This window comes from Streptomyces sp. bgisy130 (assembly GCF_057708345.1).
Genome location: NZ_JBYISA010000004.1, coordinates 348,183 through 369,429, shown reverse-complemented (window position 1 = coordinate 369,429; position 21,247 = coordinate 348,183). Strand labels below are relative to the sequence as shown.

Annotated in this window: 16 protein-coding genes; 4 read left to right on the top strand and 12 right to left on the bottom strand. The window is 70.1% G+C overall.

Annotation, left to right across the window (positions count from 1 at the left end; all coding sequences use genetic code 11):
- Nucleotides 1-1,634: MDR family MFS transporter (locus tag AC3EUV_RS08895; protein WP_435602585.1), on the bottom strand; the 1,634-nt coding region annotated here is incomplete at its 3' end.
- A 141-nt stretch (nucleotides 1,635-1,775) separates the two neighbouring features.
- Between AC3EUV_RS08895 and AC3EUV_RS08890 the strand changes: the two genes are divergently transcribed.
- Nucleotides 1,776-2,387, top strand: a complete 612-nt coding sequence (locus tag AC3EUV_RS08890; RefSeq protein WP_432146467.1) for a TetR/AcrR family transcriptional regulator — start codon at nucleotides 1,776-1,778, stop codon at nucleotides 2,385-2,387.
- On the opposite strand, the gene AC3EUV_RS08885 is transcribed toward AC3EUV_RS08890, so the two are convergent.
- Nucleotides 2,369-3,040: a M23 family metallopeptidase gene (locus AC3EUV_RS08885; RefSeq protein WP_432146466.1), complete on the bottom strand. Its 672-nt coding sequence runs from the start codon at nucleotides 3,038-3,040 to the stop codon at nucleotides 2,369-2,371. The genes AC3EUV_RS08890 and AC3EUV_RS08885 overlap by 19 nt on opposite strands.
- 718 nt (nucleotides 3,041-3,758) lie before the next feature.
- On the opposite strand from AC3EUV_RS08885, the gene AC3EUV_RS08880 reads away from it, so the two are divergent.
- Nucleotides 3,759-7,001, top strand: a complete 3,243-nt coding sequence (locus AC3EUV_RS08880; protein WP_488187960.1) for an NACHT domain-containing protein — start codon at nucleotides 3,759-3,761, stop codon at nucleotides 6,999-7,001.
- A 61-nt stretch (nucleotides 7,002-7,062) separates the two neighbouring features.
- Nucleotides 7,063-9,723 (top strand): NACHT domain-containing protein, encoded by a 2,661-nt coding sequence (locus tag AC3EUV_RS08875; protein ID WP_435602583.1) that lies wholly within the window; start codon nucleotides 7,063-7,065, stop codon nucleotides 9,721-9,723.
- A gap of 213 nt (nucleotides 9,724-9,936) precedes the next feature.
- Here AC3EUV_RS08875 and AC3EUV_RS08870 read toward each other — a convergent pair whose 3' ends face one another.
- On the bottom strand, nucleotides 9,937-12,462 hold the full coding sequence (locus AC3EUV_RS08870) for an ATP-dependent Clp protease ATP-binding subunit (protein WP_042150248.1): 2,526 nt from the start codon (nucleotides 12,460-12,462) through the stop codon (nucleotides 9,937-9,939).
- A gap of 498 nt (nucleotides 12,463-12,960) precedes the next feature.
- Between AC3EUV_RS08870 and AC3EUV_RS08865 the strand changes: the two genes are divergently transcribed.
- Nucleotides 12,961-13,641 carry an SCO3374 family protein gene (locus AC3EUV_RS08865; RefSeq protein ID WP_435602582.1) on the top strand — a complete coding sequence of 227 codons (681 nt, stop codon included), beginning with the start codon at nucleotides 12,961-12,963 and terminating at the stop codon, nucleotides 13,639-13,641.
- On the opposite strand, the gene AC3EUV_RS08860 is transcribed toward AC3EUV_RS08865, so the two are convergent.
- From AC3EUV_RS08860 to panC, 9 genes are all read right to left on the bottom strand, one after another.
- The gene (locus AC3EUV_RS08860) at nucleotides 13,572-13,910 is read right to left on the bottom strand and encodes a histone-like nucleoid-structuring protein Lsr2 (RefSeq protein ID WP_386686282.1); all 339 of its coding nucleotides are present in this window, start codon (nucleotides 13,908-13,910) and stop codon (nucleotides 13,572-13,574) included. The two genes, AC3EUV_RS08865 and AC3EUV_RS08860, sit on opposite strands and share 70 nt — an antisense overlap.
- A 156-nt stretch (nucleotides 13,911-14,066) precedes the next feature.
- Nucleotides 14,067-14,585, bottom strand: a complete 519-nt coding sequence (locus tag AC3EUV_RS08855) for an amino-acid N-acetyltransferase (protein ID WP_042150254.1) — start codon at nucleotides 14,583-14,585, stop codon at nucleotides 14,067-14,069.
- Between the two features lie 9 nt (nucleotides 14,586-14,594).
- Complete coding sequence (locus tag AC3EUV_RS08850) at nucleotides 14,595-15,074, bottom strand: BlaI/MecI/CopY family transcriptional regulator (protein WP_435602593.1); 480 nt, start codon at nucleotides 15,072-15,074, stop codon at nucleotides 14,595-14,597.
- A gap of 172 nt (nucleotides 15,075-15,246) precedes the next feature.
- Entirely contained in the window at nucleotides 15,247-15,426 is a 180-nt protein-coding gene (locus AC3EUV_RS08845) for a hypothetical protein (protein ID WP_042150260.1), read from the bottom strand.
- 47 nt (nucleotides 15,427-15,473) lie between these two features.
- Nucleotides 15,474-16,088, bottom strand: coding sequence for a hypothetical protein (locus AC3EUV_RS08840; RefSeq protein WP_432146470.1), 615 nt, complete (start codon nucleotides 16,086-16,088; stop codon nucleotides 15,474-15,476).
- Between the two features lie 171 nt (nucleotides 16,089-16,259).
- Entirely contained in the window at nucleotides 16,260-17,057 is a 798-nt protein-coding gene (locus AC3EUV_RS08835) for a type III pantothenate kinase (protein WP_432146462.1), read from the bottom strand.
- A gap of 5 nt (nucleotides 17,058-17,062) precedes the next feature.
- Nucleotides 17,063-18,127: a carboxylating nicotinate-nucleotide diphosphorylase gene (gene nadC, locus AC3EUV_RS08830; RefSeq protein WP_432146461.1), complete on the bottom strand. Its 1,065-nt coding sequence runs from the start codon at nucleotides 18,125-18,127 to the stop codon at nucleotides 17,063-17,065.
- A gap of 71 nt (nucleotides 18,128-18,198) precedes the next feature.
- Nucleotides 18,199-20,022, bottom strand: coding sequence for an L-aspartate oxidase (locus AC3EUV_RS08825; protein WP_435602581.1), 1,824 nt, complete (start codon nucleotides 20,020-20,022; stop codon nucleotides 18,199-18,201).
- Nucleotides 20,019-21,173 carry a pantoate--beta-alanine ligase gene (gene panC / locus AC3EUV_RS08820; RefSeq protein ID WP_435602592.1) on the bottom strand — a complete coding sequence of 385 codons (1,155 nt, stop codon included), beginning with the start codon at nucleotides 21,171-21,173 and terminating at the stop codon, nucleotides 20,019-20,021. The genes AC3EUV_RS08825 and panC overlap by 4 nt, the downstream gene beginning before the upstream one ends.
- Nucleotides 21,174-21,247 lie beyond the last annotated feature (74 nt).

Genomic DNA, 21,247 nt, shown 5'->3' with positions numbered 1-21,247 from the left:
TCAGGGACTGCTATTCGGTCCTTGGGAACGTCGTCGCGCTGCGCGCTCTCGGCCGGGGTGGTCGGGGCGCCGCGGAGGGGGACCTCCTTGAGGAACCAGGCGGCGGCGAAGCCGATGATGCTGATTGCCGCGGCCCACAGGAAGACGTGGTGGGTGCCGGTGGCGACCGCGTGGGAGTAGGCGTCCTTGATCATCGGGGGGAGCTGGGCCAGGCCCTTCGGGTCCATCTGGGCGCCGCCGCTGGTCATCTTCTCGCCGGCCTTGCCGATGCGTTCGACCATCGTGGCCTGCACCTGGTGGGTGAAGATCGCGCCGAGGATGGCGACGCCGAAGGAGCCGCCGATCGTACGGAAGAGGGTGGCCGAGGACGAGCCGACGCCCATGTCCTTCATCTCGACGCTGTTCTGCGCGATCAGCATCGTGGTCTGCATGAGGAAGCCCATACCGGCGCCGAGCACCGCCATGTAGACGCCGGAGGTGAAGCGAGTGGTGTCGGTGTCCATCAGGGACAGCAGGGTCAGGCCGGCGGTGATCAGCCCGCCGCCGACCACGACGAAGATCTTGTACTTGCCGGTCTTGGTGGTGACCCGGCCCGCGAACAGCGACACCGCCATCATGGCCAGCAGCATCGGCAGCAGCAGCAGACCGGAGTTGGTGGCCGAGGCGCCCTGCACGGTCTGCTGGAACAGCGGCAGGAACGTCATCGAGCCGAACATCACGAAGCCGACCAGGAAGCCGATGAGCGTGACGAGCGAGAAGTTGCCGTTGCGGAAGATGTGCAGCGGCAGCACCGGCTCGCTGACCTTGCGCTCGACGACCACGAAGAGGGCGAGCGCGACCACACCGAGGACGCCGAGGCCGATGATCTGGCTCGACAGCCAGGCGTACTCGGTACCGCCCCAGGTGGTGATCAGGACGAGTGCAGTGATGCCGACGGTGAGCAGCGCGGCGCCGACGTAGTCGATGCGGGTCTGCGAGCGCTTCTTGGGCAGGTGCAGCACCGCGGTGACCATGATCAGGGCGATCGCGCCGAGCGGCAGGTTGATGTAGAAGCTCCAGCGCCAGCCCAGGTGGTCGGTGATGGTGCCGCCGACGAGCGGTCCGCCGATCATGGCGACGGCCATGACGCCGGCCATCATGCCCTGGTACTTGCCGCGCTCCCGCGGCGGAATCAGATCGCCGATGATCGCCATGACGCCGACCATCAGACCGCCGGCGCCCAGGCCCTGGACGGCGCGGAAGCCGATCAGCTGCCCCATGTCCTGGGCCATGCCGGAGAGCGCGGAGCCGATCAGGAAGATCACGATGGAGGTGAGGAAGACGCCCTTGCGTCCGTACATGTCGCCGAGCTTGCCCCAGATCGGTGTCGAGGCCGCGGTCGCGAGCGTGTACGCGGTGACCACCCAGGACAGATGCTCCAGTCCGCCCAGTTCACCGACGATGGTCGGCATCGCGGTGCCGACGATCATGTTGTCCAGCATCGCGAGCAGCATCGCGATCATCAGCGCGAAGAGCACCATCCGCACGCTGGCCGGCTGTTTTTCCTGCCCCTTGCCCGGTGCCGCTTCGGGTCTGGCCTGTACGGCCGAGGTCTGTCCGTCCCCCGTCGGGGTCGCGTGGCGCGACTTCCCCATCACTCACTCCCACTTACTTGCCGCCCGGCTAGTTCAGTACAGTGAGGAAGGTAGGCGACTAACTAGCCGGGCGTCAAGTAAGTTTCTCTGGTGCCCCACTGGGCAGCCCTCTGACCAGTACCGACGACGCAGGAGAGCACCATGAGCACACAGGCGCGCAGGGGAAACACCCGCCAGCGCATCCAGGACGTCGCTCTGGAGCTGTTCTCCGAACGGGGCTACGAGAAGACGTCGCTGCGGGAGATCGCGGAGAAGCTCGAAGTCACCAAGGCGGCGCTGTACTACCACTTCAAGACCAAGGAAGACATCGTCATCGGCCTGTTCCAGGACCTGGGCCGGCCCATCGACGAGCTGATCGCCTGGGCCGAGGAGCAGCCGCGGACCCTGGAGACGAAGCAGGAGCTGATCCGCCGCTACAGCGAGTCGCTGCGCTCGGCCGAGCCCCTCTTCCGCTTCATGCAGGAGAACCAGGCCGCGGTGCGCGATCTGAGCATCGGCGAGAGCTTCAAATCGCGCATGCTGACCCTCTTCGGGCTGCTCAGGGAGCCCGAGTCGGAGCTGGCGGATCAGGTGCGCTGCATCACCGCGCTGTTCTCCATGCATGCGGGCATGTTCGCGATGCAGAACCTGGAGGGCGACCCCGAGGAGAAGCGCAAGGCCATCCTCGAGGTCGCCACAGAACTGGTCACGGCGGCAAACCCGCCGAACCGCCGGCCAGCCCGGCCGGATTCAGCTCAGACGGCATCGCCGTGAGCCCGCAGGAATCCGGTCGGCTCGATGCCCGTCCCGTAGTCAGGACCGGTGCGGACCTCGAAGTGCAGGTGAGGGCCGGTGGAGTTACCGGTGCTGCCGGACAGGCCGATCTTGTCACCGGTACCGACCTGCTGGCCGACGTTCACGCCGATCTGTGACAGGTGCGCGTACTGGGTGTACATGCCGTTGTCATGCCTGATCACAATGGCGTTGCCGTACGCCGGGCCGTCGCCGCCGCCGTAGGGACCGGCCTTGACGACGGTGCCCTTGTGGACGGACTTGACCGGGGTGCCGGTCGGCACGACGAAGTCCTGACCACTGTGGTTGTGCGACCAGTGGCTGCCGGCCAGACCGAAGGTCGAGCCCAGGGTGTACTTGTCGACCGGCTTGACCCAGGCGTTGGCCTTCTTGGCCGCGTCCTTCTTGGCCTTGGCCGCGGCGGCCTTGGCGTCGGCGACGGACTTGACCTGCGCGTCGGCCTGCGCGGTCACGGCCGAACCGACACCCGAGGTGAGGTTCTGAAGACCCGCGTCGGCGGCGGTGGCAATACCGGCGCCCAGGGCGGCGGTAACACCGACACCGGCGGCGACAACGGCGACGCGATTGCGCAGCGCGAACTTCTTCGAATTGCGGAGAGCGGCGAACTTCGACATGCGGGTTTTCCTCCGTGAATTGGTTGGCTTCCCAGCTGCGGACCGGGATTGCCATTCCTTGGTAACCCGCATTCGCCGCCCCGCCAAGGGCCCTTTCTACTAACCCGGCCCGTACGAGAAGCCGGGTGACGGAGGCCCTTGCGTGCCCGTCGACGCTCTGCGCGAAACCCCCGAATTCGGACATCTCGCCATGCCTTCCGAGCCTGCCGCACGCCTCTTGAGCAGGCCGTTTACCCATGCACCGCACGGGGCCCACCTCTCCGGCGCCGCCCGTCCGACTCCAGACCCTCACCCGGCCCGGAAAACCCCCGCATCCCCGCGGCCCCATTCCCCTAATTCTTTTAGTAGGCACCGAAACGCCTGTGTGCCATGTCACCGATAACCAAGATCCAACCCCCTTTTTCACCCCTTCCGGACGCCCGATACGGGGCTCCGGGGGCTTGTGACGCGGGCAACTCAAGTATTTGTGACGTGGCTTACCCGGCCTTTGTGACCCGCATTACCCGGTATTTGTGACCCGGGTTACGCGACCTTTGTGACCCGGGTTACCCGGGCCCACCAAATGTCCGAATTGGGCAGTAATGGCAGCCCGGAATGCGTGACCGCGGCCACAGCAGTCCGCCCGCGCGCAGCTGGCCGATCACCACCCCGCCGCCCCGACCGCCGCTCTAACGTGGCCCGACGACAGCACCGGCCACGGGGGAGGGCGGACCGCACGATGGACCCGTCAGCAGTGGGTGTCCGACTCGCCTCCGGCGTGGTCGCACCGCTCATCAGGAAGCTCTTCGTCAAGGAGGGGCCGGGTGCCGGGCTGGTGGCGAAGCCGGTCCGGATCTCCGGGCTGGTCAGCTTCCAGGGCGAACGGCGGACCCTGTCCGACAAGGACCTGCGCAAAATCGCGGCGGAGCTGGTGGACCGGGCCGTACGGACCGCCGGGCCCGGCGAGCGCCCCCTGGCCGCGGACGAGGACCGGGCGGTGGCCGAGGCTCTGGCCACCACGCCGCGCGGACTGGGCGACCTCGACATGGACGACGTACAGGCCGTCCGCCTGGGCGCCACCGCCCTCGCCGAACGTCTGGAGGCGGCGAGCCCGCACGCCGTCCGCGGGCTCTCCCGGGACGCCGAGCTGCTGCATGCCACCCTGCTCGGCACCGCCTGCCTGCACATCGTGCACTTCTTCACCCAGCGGTCGGCCTTCGTGGCCCGCACCCTGGTCCAGCAGAGCCGGAGCCTGGACAGCCTGATCACGCTCATCGACGAATTCCTGGAGCGGTATCCGTCCCCGCGGGCCGCGGACGCCGCCTTCGAGCGCAGCTATCTCGCGTACATCGCCCGTAAGCACGGCCGGCTGACCATCTACGGCATCGATCTGGCCCACTCCCCGGACCGGTGGCCGCTGGATGCCGCGTACATGAGCCTGGAGGCGACGGCCCCGGACGCCCGCGAGGTGACCGCTGTCGGCCCCTTCGACGGGGTGGGCGGCCCCGGAGGCGCGCCGCCGGTCCCGGTCCCCGTCCCCGCCGATCAGGCCCTGGCCGGCCGCGACCGGGTGCTGCTGCGCGGTGTCGCCGGCTCCGGCAAGAGCACCCTCGTCCAGTGGCTGGCCGTCTCCTGCACCAAGGCCCCCGGCGACACGGCCCTCCCCCACCTCTACGGCCGGATCCCGTTCGTCCTCCCGCTGCGCACCCTCACCCGCGACGGTGCGCCGCTGCCCACCCCCGACCGGTTTCTGTCGTCCGTCGGCTGCCTGGTGTCCGGCTCGCAGCCCGTGGGCTGGGCGGACCGTGTGCTGGCCTCCGGGCGGGCGCTGCTGCTGATCGACGGCCTGGACGAGATCCCCGAGCGCGAGCGCGAGGCGACCCGCCGCTGGCTGCGCGAGCTGACCGACGTCTTCCCGGACAACCTGTGGCTGGTCACCTCCCGCCCCTCCGCCGTACGCGACGACTGGCTCGCCGCGGACGGCTTCGGCGAGCTGACGCTGTCCGCCATGAGCCGCACCGAGGTCGCCGCCTTCATCGGCCGCTGGCACGCCGCGGCCCGCTGCGACGCCGACGACCCCGCACTCCTCGACGCCCATGAGCAGTCCCTCCTGGCCGCCGTCCACACCAAACAGGACCTCGCCCGGCTCGCCACCAACCCCCTCATGTGCGGCCTGATCTGCGCACTCCACCGGGACCGCCGCGGCTATCTGCCCACCGGCCGTAAAGAGCTGTACGACGCCGCCCTCGGCATGCTGCTCTCGCGCCGCGACCGGGAACGCGATATGGCCGCCCCCACGGGCATCGAGCTGAGCGACGGACCGCAGATCCAGCTGCTCCAGCGGCTGGCCTACTGGCTGATCCGCAACGGACGCAACGAACTCGACCGGGAGCGCGCCGAACGCATCCTCGGCGAAGCGCTGCCGGCCGTGCCCGCCGCGGCGGAACAGGGCGATGCGACGGCTATTTTCCGCCATCTGCTGCTGCGCAGCGGTCTGCTGCGCGAACCGGCCCCCGGCTCGGTCGACTTCGTCCACCGGACCTTCCAGGACTACCTGGGCGCCAAGGCGGCCGTGGAGGACGGCGACTTCGGGCTGCTGGTCGCGCATGCGGAAGACTCCCAGTGGGAGGACGTGATCAGGATGGCGGTGGCGCATGCCAGGCCGCGGGAACGGGCGGAGATCCTGCGGGGGTTGTTGGAGCGCGGGGACCGCATCGACGGCCGCCCCACGGGGCTGCGTGTGCACCTGCTCGCCATGGCCTGTCTGGAGCATGCGACGGAGGTCGATCCGGGGGTGCGGGAGGAGGTGAACGAGCGCGCGCGGGCGATTCTGCCGCCACGCAACCGCGAGGAATCGGACCGGCTCGCCGGGGTGGGACCGCTCGTGCTGGAACTGCTACCCGGGCCGGAGGGGTTGGCGGACGACGAGGCGCGGGAGGTGGTGGCGACGGCGGCGCTTATTGGGTCGGACGCGGGGCTGGAGGTCATGAAGCGGTTCCGGGATCATCCGGCGATCGGCGTTGGGAACCAACTCGCCCTTTCATGGCCGCACTTCGATACCGATACGTATTCCCGGGAGGTCATTCAGCACCTCGACTCCAAGGTGACCGTCCCCGCCATGTCCCCGGCCGAACTGCGTGCGCTCCAGGCGCTCGGCCGGCGACGTGTCTCGGTGCGCGGCTCCTTCACGGCTGCCGAACTGCTTCAAGCATTGCCGCTCCACCTGACCGAGAGCCTGAACATCGCACAGAACCCGGAGATCGCCGATCTCACCTTCCTCCGGGAGTTCCCCGCTCTGGAATGGCTGTCGCTCTGGGACTGCCCGGCCGTCGAAAGCCTCGCCTCGCTCGCGGACCGTCGCCTCCGGACTTTGAGTATTGAGGGGCCGCCCCGGACGGACATGGCGCTTCCGCGCGGACTTCACCGGCTGCACAGCCTTCGTTCACTGGTGCTCCGCTGCACGCTTCCGCCAGAGGGCTTGGCGGCCCTCCCCCCGGATGCCCCGTTGAGGTACTTGTCCCTCAACGGACCTGTGGGCGCCGAATTCACCGGCATCACACGCTGGCCCAGCCTCAAAAGCATCCAACTGCCTCGTATTGCCCACGACTTCGGTACGGAGCAATGGAGTGCGCTGACCTCACTGAGCGAACTGGAGCATTGCGCCTTCGGCCTGGCGGAAGAAGGCGTCCCCTTGAAGCTGCCGACCGGTCTCCGGATTCCGCAAGTGAAGACGCTCAGCATCATCAATATGGCGCGCCTGCCGCTGTCCGAAATGAGCCGCGTACTGAGCACCGTCCTCCCCGTTTTTCCCGGTGTCCGCGAACTCCAGCTCCACAGCCTCACTGGCGGCTCCATCGCCCTCTCCCCCGCAGCAGCCCTGCCGGAACTCCGGGAGGTCTTTCTCGCCTACGTCCACCCGGAACCTGGCCACTCCCTCCCTCCACACATCAAACTCACCCAGTACCCCCGCCCCCGCACATAGGCTGACCGACAACGCTCCCCCCCCCAACACCCATATTCAGCACCGCAGTTACGGGGAACCCATGGATCCCACGAACATCGTTGCCCGCCTCACGCCCCAGGTCGTCGATCCGCTCATCCGCAGGCTCTTCGCCCCTGACGGGCCAGTGGCCGAGCCGGTCGACCGTCCCGTGCGGATCTCCCGGCTGCTCTCCTTCACCGGCGAGAAGCCGAGCCTCAGCGACCGTGAGCTGCACGGTCTCGCCGCGGCCCTCGTCGAGCAGGCGTCGGCCGGACGGACGGACGTCGAGAACGAAGCCGTCGCCGCCGCCCTGGCCCGCACTCTGCGCACGCTCGCCGAGATCGAGATGGACGACCTCGATGCCGCCCGCCTCCTCCCGGCCGAGTTCGCCCGGCGCCTCTGCGCGACGGTGCCCGGGGCCACCCGGGAGCTGACGCCCGACGGGGCCCGGCTGCACGGTCTACTGCTGGACGTCGCCGCCCTGCACCTGCTGCACCGCTTCACCCAGCGGTCGCCTTTCGTCGCCCGGACGCTCGTGGAGCAGACCCGCACCCTCACCGAGCTGATCCACAGGCAGCGCGCCGCCTTCTCCACCGCCGCGCAGCCGTCCCGTACCGCCGGAGCCTCCCCCACCACCGACACCGTCCCTGACGCCGCCCCGTTAGCCACCGACCCCGCCCCCACCTCCCAAGACACCGCCTTCGAAGCCCGCTACGCCCAGGACACCGCCGCCCTCCACAACCACCTGACGATCTTCGGGATCGATCTGACGCACTCCCCGGACAGCTGGCCGCTGGACGCCGCCTATCTGGGGCTCCAGTGCGAGCCCGGTCCTCCGGAGACCGAGGGCTCGCCGGACACCGCCGGGCAGGACGAACCGCCGCTCCCCGCGGAGCAGTCGCTGTCCGGGCGCGGGCAGGTCCTGGTCCGCGGGGTGGCCGGGTCGGGCAAGACGACCCTGCTTCAGTGGCTGGCCGTCGCCACCGCCCGTGACGAGCTGCCCGAGGCGCTGGCAGGGCTGCGCGGCCGGGTGCCGTTCCTGCTGCCGGTACGCCGCTTCGCGCGGGAGGGCCTGCCCTCCCCCGGCACGTTCCTGAGCGCCGTCGGCCACCGGGACGCCGGGGCGGCGCCGGCCGGCTGGACGGAGCGGGTGCTCGACGAGGGGCGGGCGCTGCTGCTGATCGACGGGATCGACGAGGCCCCGGAGAGCGAGCGCGAGCAGGTGCGCCGCAAGCTGGCCGAGTGGACCGCGCGCTATCCGGAGAACGTCTGGATCGTCACGTCCCGGCCGTCCGCGGTCCCCGGCAACTGGCTCGCCGGTGAGGGGTTCAGCGAGCTGTCGCTGGCGCCGATGGGCCGTGAGGACGTCGCCGCGTTCATTCAGCGCTGGCACCGGGCGGCGGCGCAGCGGTGTCCGGCCGATCTCGACCGGCTCGGCCAGTACGAGCGCACGCTGCTCAATGCCGTACGGATCACCCGCGATCTGGGGCGGCTGGCGACGAATCCGCTGATGTGCGGGCTGCTGTGTGCCCTGCACCGTGACCGCCGGGGCTATCTGCCGCATGGCCGGAAAGAGCTGTATGACGCGGCGCTGTCGATGCTGCTGGAGCGCCGGGACCGGGAGCGGGCCATGGTCCCCACCGACGGGGTGGAGCTGACCCGGCAGCCCAAGATCCAGCTGCTTCAGAAGCTCGCCCACTGGATGCTGGTCAACGGCCGCTCGGAAATGGACCAGGCGGCCGCGGTCGACACCCTCGCCCGGCATCTGCCGTCGATACCGGACGCGGCCCGGCAGGGTGGCCCCGAGGACGTCTTCCGGCATCTGCTCAACCGCACCGGGCTGCTGCGCGAGCCCACCCCCGGCACCGTCGACTTCGTCCACCGCACCTTCCAGGACTACCTGGCTGCCCGCGCGGCCGTGCAGCGGCACGATTTCGAGCTGCTGCTCGGGCATGCCCATCACGACGACTGGGAGGACGTCATCCGGATGGCGGTGGCACTGGCCCGCCCCGATGAGTGCGCGGCGCTGCTGGACGGCCTGCTGGCCCCGCACCCCGGCGTACGCGCCTCCGAGGCCCGGCACCGCAAGCTGCTCGCGGCGGCCTGCCTGGAGCACGCAACTGAGCTGGACCCGGCGGTCCGGGCGCGGGTGCAGCGCTTCACCCGTGACATGGTGCGGCCCAGTACCCCGGCCGCGGCCCGTGCGCTGGGCTGGATCGGGCCGATCGTGCTGGAGATGCTGCCCGATCCCACCGAGGTCTCCGATCACGAGGCGTATCTGCTCGCGATCACCGCCACCTCGATCGCCGACGACATGGCGATCGACTATCTGACGGGGCTGCGCGACCGGGCGCATCACGAGGTACGGGCGCAGCTCGCCGGGGCCTGGCGGCGCCATGACACCGCCCGCTACGCCCGCGAGATCATCGCCCACCTCGAACCGGCCGAGCTGTATTTCCCGGTCGCGGACCTGGAGGAGCTGCATACGCTACGCCGGCTGGGCGGCCGCCCGCATCTGCGGATCGCGGGGCCTTTCACACCGGACCAGCTGGTGGCGGGCATCGCCCCGGCCGAGGGGCTGACGCGGCTGTGGCTCGCCTATGACCTGGGCGTTTCCATGGAGTGGCTGGCTACTTTTCCGCGGCTGGACACGCTGCGGATCGGCCGCCGTATTCCGCCGGTGACCGGTGTTCCCGAGGGCATTCGCGTCGTGCAGATGTAGCGTGCGGCCGGCGTACGCGCCGCCTGGGCCGTATGGCGGCTGTGCACGAATGACCGAAAACGGCCCTTGCCTAATTTATGGGGCTGCATTTCCGCGCCCTAAAGAACGGGGCGGAAAGACCGGGCCCCTTACGGAACAGCACTGCCCCGGAACCGTAAGAAACGATTCCGGGGCAGTGCCTCAGGCGGTTATCCGCGGGTGGTGCGGTGCCGCTCAGGCGTCCTTGCTGAGGTTCGGACCCGAACCGCCGGCCGTGGACTCGATCGGCGGGGCGTCCGGCAGGGCCGACTTCTCCTCGCCGCGGAAGGTGAACTTGGCGGTCTCACCCTCGCCCTCGACATCGACGACCACGATGTGGCCCGGACGCAGCTCGCTGAAGAGGATCTTCTCCGAGAGGGCGTCCTCGATCTCGCGCTGGATCGTGCGGCGCAGCGGACGGGCGCCGAGCACCGGGTCGTACCCGCGCTTGGCCAGCAGCGACTTGGCCTCGCCGCTGAGCTCGATGCCCATGTCGCGGTCCTTGAGCCGCTCGTCCACCTTGGCGATCATGAGGTCGACGATCTGGATGATGTCGTCCTCGGTCAGCTGGTGGAAGACGACGGTGTCGTCGACACGGTTGAGGAACTCGGGGCGGAAGTGCTGCTTGAGCTCTTCGTTGACCTTGTTCTTCATCCGCTCGTAGCTGGACTTGGTGTCGCCCTGGGCCGCGAAGCCGAGGTTGAAGCCCTTGGAGATGTCCCGGGTGCCGAGGTTGGTCGTCATGATGATGACCGTGTTCTTGAAGTCGACGACCCGGCCCTGGGAGTCGGTCAGGCGACCGTCCTCCAGGATCTGGAGCAGCGAGTTGAAGATGTCCGGGTGGGCCTTCTCGACCTCGTCGAAGAGCACGACGGAGAACGGCTTGCGGCGCACCTTCTCGGTGAGCTGGCCGCCCTCTTCGTAGCCGACGTAGCCGGGAGGCGAACCGAAGAGCCGCGAGACCGTGTGCTTCTCGCTGAACTCCGACATGTCGAGGGAGATCAGCGCGTCCTCGTCGCCGAAGAGGAACTCCGCCAGCGTCTTGGACAGCTCGGTCTTACCGACACCGGACGGGCCGGCGAAGATGAACGAGCCACCGGGACGCTTGGGGTCCTTCAGGCCGGCGCGGGTACGGCGGATGGCCTGGGAGAGCGCCTTGATGGCGTCCTTCTGGCCGATGACGCGCTTGTGCAGCTCGTCTTCCATCCGCAGGAGCCGGGAGGACTCCTCCTCGGTGAGCTTGAAGACCGGGATGCCGGTGGCCGTCGCCAGGACCTCGGCGATCAGCTCCTCGTCCACCTCGGCGACGACGTCCATGTCGCCGGCCTTCCACTCCTTCTCCCGCTTCGCCTTGGCGGCCAGGAGCTGCTTCTCCTTGTCGCGCAGGCCCGCGGCCATCTCGAAGTCCTGCGAGTCGATCGCGGACTCCTTCTCCCGGCGCACATCGGCGATCTTCTCGTCGAATTCGCGGAGGTCCGGCGGCGCGGTCATCCGGCGGATGCGCATCCGGGAGCCGGCCTCGTCGATCAGGTCGATCGCCTTGTCCGGCAGGAAGCGGTCGGAGATGTAGCGGTCGGCCAGGGTGGCGGCGGCGACCAGGGCGGAGTCCGTGATGGAGACGCGGTGGTGCGCCTCGTAGCGGTCCCGCAGGCCCTTGAGGATCTCGATGGTGTGCGGCAGCGACGGCTCCGCGACCTGGATGGGCTGGAAGCGGCGCTCCAGGGCCGCGTCCTTCTCCAGGTGCTTGCGGTACTCGTCGAGCGTCGTGGCACCGATGGTCTGAAGCTCGCCTCGCGCCAGCATGGGCTTGAGGATGCTGGCGGCATCGATCGCGCCCTCGGCGGCGCCCGCACCCACGAGGGTGTGGAGCTCGTCGATGAACAGGATGATGTCGCCGCGGGTGCGGATCTCCTTGAGCACCTTCTTCAGGCGCTCTTCGAAGTCACCCCGGTAGCGGGAGCCGGCGACCAGGGCACCGAGGTCGAGGGTGTAGAGGTGCTTGTCCTTGAGGGTCTCGGGCACCTCGCCCTTGACGATGGCCTGCGCCAGGCCCTCGACGACCGCCGTCTTGCCGACGCCGGGCTCGCCGATGAGGACCGGGTTGTTCTTGGTACGGCGGGACAGGACCTGCATGACCCGCTCGATTTCCTTCTCGCGCCCGATGACCGGGTCGAGCTTGGTCTCGCGAGCGGCCTGCGTCAGGTTGCGGCCGAACTGGTCCAGGACGAGGGAGGTCGAGGGCGTGCCCTCGGCGGGGCCGCCGGCGGTGGCGGCTTCCTTGCCCTGGTAGCCGGAGAGCAGCTGGATGACCTGCTGCCGCACCCGGTTGAGATCGGCGCCCAGCTTCACCAGGACCTGGGCGGCGACACCCTCACCCTCGCGGATCAGGCCGAGCAGGATGTGCTCCGTACCGATGTAGTTGTGGCCGAGCTGGAGGGCCTCGCGGAGCGACAGCTCCAGGACCTTCTTGGCACGGGGGGTGAAGGGAATGTGCCCGGACGGAGCCTGCTGGCCCTGCCCGATGATCTCCTCCACCTGCTGGCGGACCGCCTCGAGCGAAATCCCGAGGCTCTCCAGGGCCTTAGCGGCGACACCCTCACCCTCATGGATCAGGCCCAGGAGGATGTGCTCGGTGCCGATGTAGTTGTGGTTGAGCATCCGGGCTTCTTCCTGAGCCAGGACGACAACCCGCCGCGCGCGGTCGGTGAACCTCTCGAACATCGTTAATCGCTCCTCAGAGCGGTCAGGCAGTTAGGGGTCGGTCCCCTCCCTGTCCTTCCGCATGCTAGTCCCGCGGGGCGGGACAGCTCATTCCAACTGCCGACACCCGTCCGGATCACCCCCGCTCCGGCGGGGAAATTTACTGCCGAACAGCTGACATCTGCTCCAACTCGATGGTGCGAGACGATGTTCCCGCAGGCCAGGCATATACGCCCTCTGCCACTACGCCCGTGGCGAACGCGCCCGTCACCGACACGCCGTCCGCCGTCGGTCCTCGGCCGGGGCGGAACGCCTCGGGCGCCGGTCACAGCGTCTCTTCCCACTGAGACTTTCTTACCCGCTGCCACTGACACTCCATGCGGCGCGGGCCGCTTCCATCCGCTACGGGCGAACATCCGCACGCCATCGAGTGCCCCTCCGCGCCCCTCCCCCTGGCACGGTGCGTATCCACGCCTTGACCCAGCGTAACTTCCTGGGTTTTCGGGAGTTGCACCGGGCATGGCCCGCGTGCTTCCGCGCCCCCGCAGCCCCCTCGCCGCCGTTCGCCGGTGGTACGAGGAAGAGCTGGGCTGGCCGACCACCGGAACGGAGCCGGTGGAGCTGCTGACGGGGCGGCGCTTCGATGCGCTGGAGATGCCGGCCGGGGCGGGAAGTGCCGTACTCCGGCGATTGCCGCACACCGGCCCGGTGGCGCTCGTTCGGGCCGGATGCGACGGGAATCACCCCGGTGATCGGCCGAAATTGCTCATGCTCATCGCGGCCGGCGGCGCCGAGGAACTCCCGGGAATCCTGGAATGGCTGGAGTGGGGTGCGCTTGTCCCCGATCTCACGGCGCGTGGGACCGGAGACCGGATGCCCGCGCCGGCGTTCCCCACTGGCGCAGCACCGTCATACGGATTCGGTTCCCGGGAGGCCGCGCGATGGGTGCGACCTCCCCGGCCCGGGTACGAAGCGGAGAATTCCCTGCCCACCACGGGGTTCGGGGCGGGAAACGGGGACGACAGGGGCGTCCCCGACCTCGTACGACTCGTGAGCGCGGCGGCGACGGAGTGCCACCGTGCCCGGTTGATGCGTGCTGGTAATGCCCAATCGGACCGCGCGTACGGCGATCAGGCGTTGGCCTTCTCGAATGCCTCGCGAATGTCGGCGGGGACACGGCCGCGGTCATTGACGTTGTAGCCGTTCTCCTTGGCCCAGGCGCGGATCTTCGCGGTGTCCTGGCTGCCGCCGGAGGCCGCACCACGCGACTTGCCGCGACCCGAAGAAGCGCGGCCACCGGTACGGCGACCCGCCTTCACGAAGTCGGCGAGGGAGTCGCGCAGCTTCTGGGCGTTGCTGTCGGAGAGGTCGATCTCGTAGGACTTGCCGTCGAGAGCGAACGTCACCGTCTCGTCCGCCTCGCCACCGTTGAGGTCGTCGACAAGAAGAACCTGAACCTTCTGTGCCACCGGTTTCCCTTTCATCGAATGCGGATTACGACGGAAAGCAAACCGCTTTTCCGGGAAAAACACAAACCCTTGGGTAGGGTTCACTTGCCCGCAGACCGGGGAACGCATGCTTCCGTACCCATGAGATAGGGGAGCGATTCGGACATAGAACACTCATCACAGGTGCAGAAGCATCCGACTGTTACCCAGGGTGTTGGGCTTCACTCGTTCGAGGCCGAGGAACTCCGCAACGCCCTCGTCATAGGAACGCAGCAGCTCACTGTAGACATCACCGTCTACCGGCGCTTCGCCGATCTCTACGAAGCCGTGCTTGGTGAAGAAGTCGACTTCGAAGGTGAGACAGAAAATGCGCCGCACTCCGAGCCAGCTCGCGGTGCGCAGCAGCTTGTCGAGGACTTGGTGGCCGACTCCGGACCCCTTCAGCCGCGGATCCACGGCCAGGGTGCGGACCTCCGCCAGGTCTTCCCACATGACGTGGAGTGCTCCGCAGCCGACGACCTCGGCGTCTTCGTCCCGCTCGGCCACCCAGAACTCCTGGATGTCCTCGTAAAGCGTGACGGTGGCTTTGTCGAGCAGGATCCCGTCGCGTGAGTAGGAGTCGATGAGGCGGCGTACGGCCGGTACATCGCTGGTCCTGGCCCGGCGGACGGTGAGGCCTTTTGAATGCGGGGGCATGCCGGGACGCTATCGCCCCTTGCCGGTGGCACCGGCCCCGGGTTCATCCCCTTCGGCGGGCCCGGCTTCCTCGGCTCCTTGCGCTGCCGCTTGTGCCGCGGGTTCTTCCGCCGTCGTGCTCTCTTCCGTCTCTTGTGCCGGGTGTTCCGCGTCTTCCGCGGGTTCGTCGACTTGGACCATCCGTACGGCGTCGCGCAGGGCCTGTCGCTGTTCCGGCGACATCATGCCGAAGAAGGCGACAAGAGCGGCCGCGGGGTTGTCGCTGGCGGACCATGCCTCGTTCATCAGTGCGGCCGCGTAGGCGGCGCGAGTGGAGACCGCCTCATATCGATAGGCGCGGCCTTCTGCTTCGCGGCGCACCCAGCCCTTCTGGTGAAGGTTGTCCAATACGGTCATGACCGTGGTGTAGGCGATGGACCGTTCCTTCTGTAGGTCTTCCAGGACCTCGCGAACAGTGACCGGGCGGTTCCACTCCCAGACCCGCGTCATGACCGCGTCTTCCAGATCACCCAAGCGTCTCGGCACACAAGAACAATAGTGGGAGATGTCGCGAATGCCCGTTGATCTCGTTGCGTTTGTGCCGGAAAAAGGATGTACGACCCGGGACGGTCGATCCCGGGTCGTACGGTGCGCGCGGGCCGCCGAAAGGGCGGCGGGCGGCTCAGGCGCCGTGCGCCGTGGGCTCCTGACCGGCGGATTCGGCGCGCGCCAGGGCGGCATCCACCGCGGCGTCCTCCTTGGCCTTGTTCTCTCCGCCCTGGCTCTTGATGATCGTCACGATCAGGGCGGTGAAGGCCACGGCCATCACTACGGGCGGGAGCAGCGCTGCGACGTAATCCATGGGCGTTTGGCCTCCTTTGGGGCGTGAGATTCCAGAGTACGCAGCGCTCAGGCGGTGCGGCTCTCGGGGGGCGGGGCGGGCTTGCGGCGGGGCGGGAAGACCTCGCCCGGCGTGGGGATGGGGCGGTCGCGCTGCGGGCGCTTGGGCTGCGGCGCCGGCGCGGGCTCCGGTTTGCGCTCCGGCTTCGGCTTCCGCTCGGGCTCCGGTTCCCGCCCGCCGCGGGTGGCCGAGCGGCCGCCTGGCAGCGCGCGCAGCCGGGTCCGTACGGATTGTTCGGCGAGCTGCTCGCAGTGGCGCAGCAGGGCGCTGCGGCGCTCACACTCGGCCTTTCCGCCGGAGCGCGGCAGCGAGCGGAGGGCGGCGAGATCGTCGGGGCCGGGGACATGGCCCACTGCCAGCGCCTCCTTGAGCTGCGCGAGATAACCGGTGGCCGAACCGGGCAGGGCTTCGCGGTAGCGGGCGAGGTCGGCGAGGAGGAAGGCGCGCAGCCGGCCGCCTTCGCGGACCGCCTCGTCGACCGCCTCGGCCAGCCGGAGGTATTCCTGGATGTCCTGGGACCACTCGGGCCCGAGGGCGGCGAGCGGGGCGGACGGGGACGTCGTCTTCAGGGCATGGGCGAGGGCGCGACGGAGCACACGCAACTCATCGGCGCTGAACGCCATGCCGCCGCGGGTTCCGTTTGGCATTGGCATGTGGCGACTTTACGACCAATTCCGACAAAAGACGCTTAATTCGTGAACGGTGGCGCGGCCGCGAGCCGCACCACCGATCATCCGGCGCGGAATGGCGTCCGCGGACCGGGCGGTGTTCCGCTAGGACCGGGCGGTGTTCCGCTAGGAGCGGGCGATATTCCGCTCGTAGACGAGCCGCAGACCGATCAGGGTGAGCCACGGCTCGTGCTCGTCGATCTCCGACGACTCACCGAGCACCATCGGCGCCAGCCCGCCGGTGGCGATCACGGTCACCTCGTCCGGGTCGTCGGCCAGCTCCCGCGCCATGCGCTGGACCACGCCGTCGACCTGGCCCGCGAAGCCGTAGAGGATGCCGGACTGCATGGCCTCCACGGTGTTCTTGCCGATGACGCTGCGCGGCCGGGCCAGTTCGATCTTGCGGAGCTGGGCGCCCTTGACGCCCAGCGCGTCCACGGAGATCTCGATGCCCGGGGCGATCACACCGCCGACGTACTCGCCGCGCGCACTCACCGCGTCGAAGGTGGTGGCCGTACCGAAGTCGACGACCACCGCGGGACCGCCGTAGAGCTCGACGGCCGCCAGGGCGTTGATGATCCGGTCGGCGCCGACCTCCTTGGGGTTGTCCATGAGGATCGGCACGCCCGTCTTGACGCCCGGCTCCACCAGGACGGCCGGCACGTCGCCGTAGTAGCGGCGGGTGACCTCGCGCAGCTCGTGGAGGACGGAGGGCACCGTGGAGCAGATGGAGATGCCCTCGATGCCGTCGCCCAGGTCGTCGCCGAGCAGCGGGTGCATCCCCATCAGGCCCTGGAGGAGGACGGCGAGCTCATCGGCGGTGCGCCGGGCGTCGGTGGAGATCCGCCAATGCTCGACGATCTCCTCGCCGTCGAACAGGCCGAGAACCGTGTGGGTGTTTCCTACGTCGATGGTCAGGAGCATGGCGGTCAGTGGTCCTCACGCACATCGTCGGCTGCGCCCCGGTCGCCCGCTCCGTCGTCCTCGCGCAGGTCGAGGCCGATGTCGAGGATCGGGGAAGAGTGGGTGAGCGCGCCCACCGCGAGGTAGTCGACGCCGGTCTCGGCGTAGGCGCGGGCGTTGTCGAGGGTCAGCCGGCCCGACGACTCCAGCATCGCCCGGCCGGCGACCAGGGCCACGGCCTCCCGGGTCTGCTCGGGGGTGAAGTTGTCCAGCAGGATCAGGTCGGCACCTTCGGCGAGGATCGGCGGGATCTGGTCGATCCGGTCGACCTCCACCTCGATCGGCACCCCGGGGAACTCGGTCCGTACGGCCGTGAACGCCTCGGCGATGCCGCCCGCCGCGACCACGTGGTTGTCCTTGATCAGCGCCGCGTCGGACAGCGACATCCGGTGGTTGACGCCGCCACCACAGCGCACCGCGAACTTCTCCATGGCGCGCAGTCCCGGCGTCGTCTTACGGGTGTCGCGGACCCTGGCCTTCGTCCCTTCCAGGACGTCCGCCCAGGCCCGGGTCGCGGTCGCGATGCCGGACAGCAGGCACAGCAGGTTGAGCGCGCTGCGCTCGGCGGTGAGCAGGTCGCGGGTGCGGGTGGTGACGCTCAGCAGCTTGGTGCCGGCCGCGACCCGGTCGCCGTCCTCGACGTGCCGCTCGACCGCGAACTCCTCGGTGCAGACGAGGGAGAGCACCGCCTCGGCGATCCGCAGACCGGCGACCGTACCGGCCTCGCGGGCGGTGAAGTCGCCGGTGGCGACGGCGTCCTCGGGGACGGTCGCCACGGTCGTGACGTCCACGCCCTGGTCGAGGTCCTCCTCCAGGGCGAGATGGGCCACGTCCTCGACCTGGACGGGGTCGAGGCCGGCGGCCACCAGGAGCGCGGCCAGGTCGGGGTCGAGACCGCAGCTCAGCGGGTCGAGGTCGAACGAGCCGTCGTCGCCGCCGCAGCCGCAGGCATCGCCGCAGCCACCGGCGGAGGCGCCGCCGGTGGGCCCGCCGATCTGGAGGAGGGGGAGGTCGTCGGAGGTGCTGCTCACGGGGTGCGCTCCGTATTCGGGGAGGTGGGGTGTGCGGTGCGGTCTGTCTTGGCAGGCGGTGGAAGCGGTGGCTACGAGGTGGCCGTCGGCGGGAACTCGGCGGTCTCCGTCGTATGCAGAGTCAGCGCGCGGTCCGCATCCAGGGTGATGCGGAAATGGCGGCGCCAGGAGACATCGTCCCGGTCCGGGTGGTCCTCGCGCCAATGGCAGCCGCGGGTCTCCGCCCGGCGCTGCGCGGCGGCGACCAGCACCCGGGCCACGCACAGCAGGTTGGTGGCCTCCCAGGCTTCCACGCCGGGCTCGGGGGTCTTGCGGTCGGCGCGGCCGGCCACGCTCCCGGTGGCGGCCGCACCGGCCGGTTCGCCACGGCCCGTTGGGCCGGCCGCCACGGCCGCCTCCCGCTGGAGACGGTCCAGTTCGGCGGCCGCACGGGCGAGGCTCTCCGCGCTGCGCAGCACACCGGCACCGGCGGTCATGATCCGCTGCACGGCCGTACGGGTGTCCGGGGCGAGCAGCGGAAGGGCGGTGCGGGGCGCGGGCTGCGGGGCGGGGCGCGCCCCGTCCGCGGGTGCGCCGGGCGCGCCGCTCGCCGCGACCTGCGGGGCGGGGGTGTGGGCAATGTCCGCGGCGATCCGCTCCGCGAACACCAGGCCCTCCAGAAGGGAGTTGGAGGCCAGCCGGTTGGCGCCGTGCACGCCGGTGCAGGCGACCTCGCCGCAGGCGTAGAGGCCGGGGACGGTGGTGCGCCCGCGCAGATCGGTGCGGACGCCGCCGGAGGCGTAGTGCGCGGCCGGGGCGACCGGTATCGGCTCGGTGACCGGGTCGATGCCATGGCTGCGGCAGGCGGCGAGAATGGTCGGGAAACGGGTCTCCCACATCGGGGCGCCGAAGTGCCGGCCGTCCAAATACATGTGCCCGACGCCCTGTTCGTGCGCCCGGCGCATGATCTCCTTGGCGACGATGTCGCGCGGGGCCAGCTCGGCGAGTTCGTGCCGGCCGACCATGAAGCGGGTGCCGTCGGCGTCGACGAGGTGGGCGCCCTCGCCCCGTACGGCCTCGGAGATCAGCGGCTGCTGGCCTTCCGCTTCCGGCCCCAAATACAGGACGGTGGGGTGGAATTGGACGAATTCCAGGTCGGAGACCTCGGCGCCGGCCCGCAGCGCCAGGGCCACCCCGTCGCCCGTGGAGACCGCCGGGTTGGTGGTCGCCGAGAAGACCTGCCCCATGCCCCCGGTGGCGAGCACCACCGCCGGGGCGTGTACGGCCCCGACGCCGTCGTGCTGGCCCTCCCCCATGACGTGCAGGGTGACACCGGCCGTACGGCCCTCGGCGTCCGTGAGCAGGTCGAGGACCAGCGCGTTCTCGATGGTGCGCAGCCCGGCGGCGCGGACCGCCTCGACGAGTGCTCGGGAGATCTCGGCCCCGGTGGCGTCGCCGCCGGCGTGCGCGATACGACGGCGGTGGTGGCCGCCCTCCCGGGTGAGCGCTATCTCGTCGCTGCCCGGTGCGGTGTCGAAGCGGGCTCCGGTGCCGATCAGCCGGTGGACGGCGTCCGGACCTTCGGTCACCAGGGTGCGCACGGCGGACTCGTCGCACAGTCCGGCGCCCGCGACGAGGGTGTCGGCCAGATGCTGCTCCGGGGTGTCGCCGTCGCCGAGCGCGGCCGCGATCCCGCCCTGTGCCCAGCGGGTGGAGCCGTCGTCCAGCCGGGCCTTGGTGACGACGACGGTCCGGCGGCCGGCCGCGGCGCAGCGCAGCGCGGCGGTCAGCCCGGCCACCCCGGAGCCCACCACGACGACATCCGCCGCGATGGACCAGCCGGGGGCGGGGGCGGTCAGGCGTATGCCGGTGCCTGCTGCGGGGCCGGGGTCGGTACCTGTTCCGTTGGCGGTCATCGGGTCGCTCCGAGGGGGCCTTGGGGGGTGGGGGGAGGTGTAGCGGGTGCGTCGGAAGGGGCGGCGTCCGTGCGGGTTCCGTCCTGGTGGGCGGGCGCCGGTCCGGAGCGCCCGGCTCCGAAGTCGAGACGGATGTTGTCGATCAGCCGGGTGGTGCCGACCTTGGCGGCGACCGCGAGGATGGCCTCGCCCTCGTAGCTGTCCGGGATCTCGGTGAAGTCGGACGGGTCGACCAGGGCCAGGTAGTCGAGGGTGAGCGGCGGCTCCAGCCGGGCGGCGTCGTCCAGGACGGCACGGGCCGCGGCGCGGGCCACGGACGGGCCGTGCGGGGGTCCGGCGGCGGCGTAGGCGACGGCGTGCGCGTCGGCGGCGGCCCGGTCCTCGCCGAGGGCGGCGAGCGCCGCGGCCCGGTCCTGTGCCGCGTGGCCCGTGGAGGCGGCGCGGGCGCGCAGCGCCTCCTCGGCGGCGAGCCGGTCGCGGGCCGCGAACAGCGCGGCGGACAGCGCGAGCGCGGTGCGCCGCTCCGGGGCGGAGAGGTAGCGGTTGCGGCTGGAGAGGGCGAGGCCGTCCTCCTCGCGCACCGTGGAGACGCCGATGATCTCGACGGGGAAGTTGAGGTCGGCGGCCATGCGTGTGATGACGGCGAGCTGCTGGGCGTCCTTCTGCCCGTAGAAGGCGAGGTCCGGCGCGGTCAGATGCAGCAGCTTGGCGACGACGGTCAGCACCCCGTCGAAGTGCCCGGGGCGGCTGGCGCCTTCCAGGAGGGTGCCCATGGGGCCCGCGGCGACCCGGATCTGCGGTTCCCCGCCCGGGTAGACCTCGTCGACGGACGGGGCGAAGACGACGTCCGCGCCCGCGGCGGCCGCCAGTTCGGTGTCGTCGTCCAGGGTGCGCGGATAGCGGTCCAGGTCCTCGCCCGCACCGAACTGGAGCGGATTGACGAAGACCGTGACGACGACCTGGCCCTGCGGGCCGACCCGGCGGCGGGCGGCGCGGATCAGGGTGGCGTGGCCCTCGTGGAGCGCGCCCATGGTCATGACGACGGCGCGGGCTCCGGTGCCCCGGGGCTCCTCGCGGAGGGCGGCGGCGGTGTGGAGGAGCCGCACGGGCCGGGTGGGGCGGGCCGGCTGGGTGGGGCGGCTCTCGTCCATGGGCTGGTCCGGCTCCTGGTTCACGGGCTCCTGGGGCACGGACCTGTCCGGTGCCGGAGTGGCGTCCGGGTGGG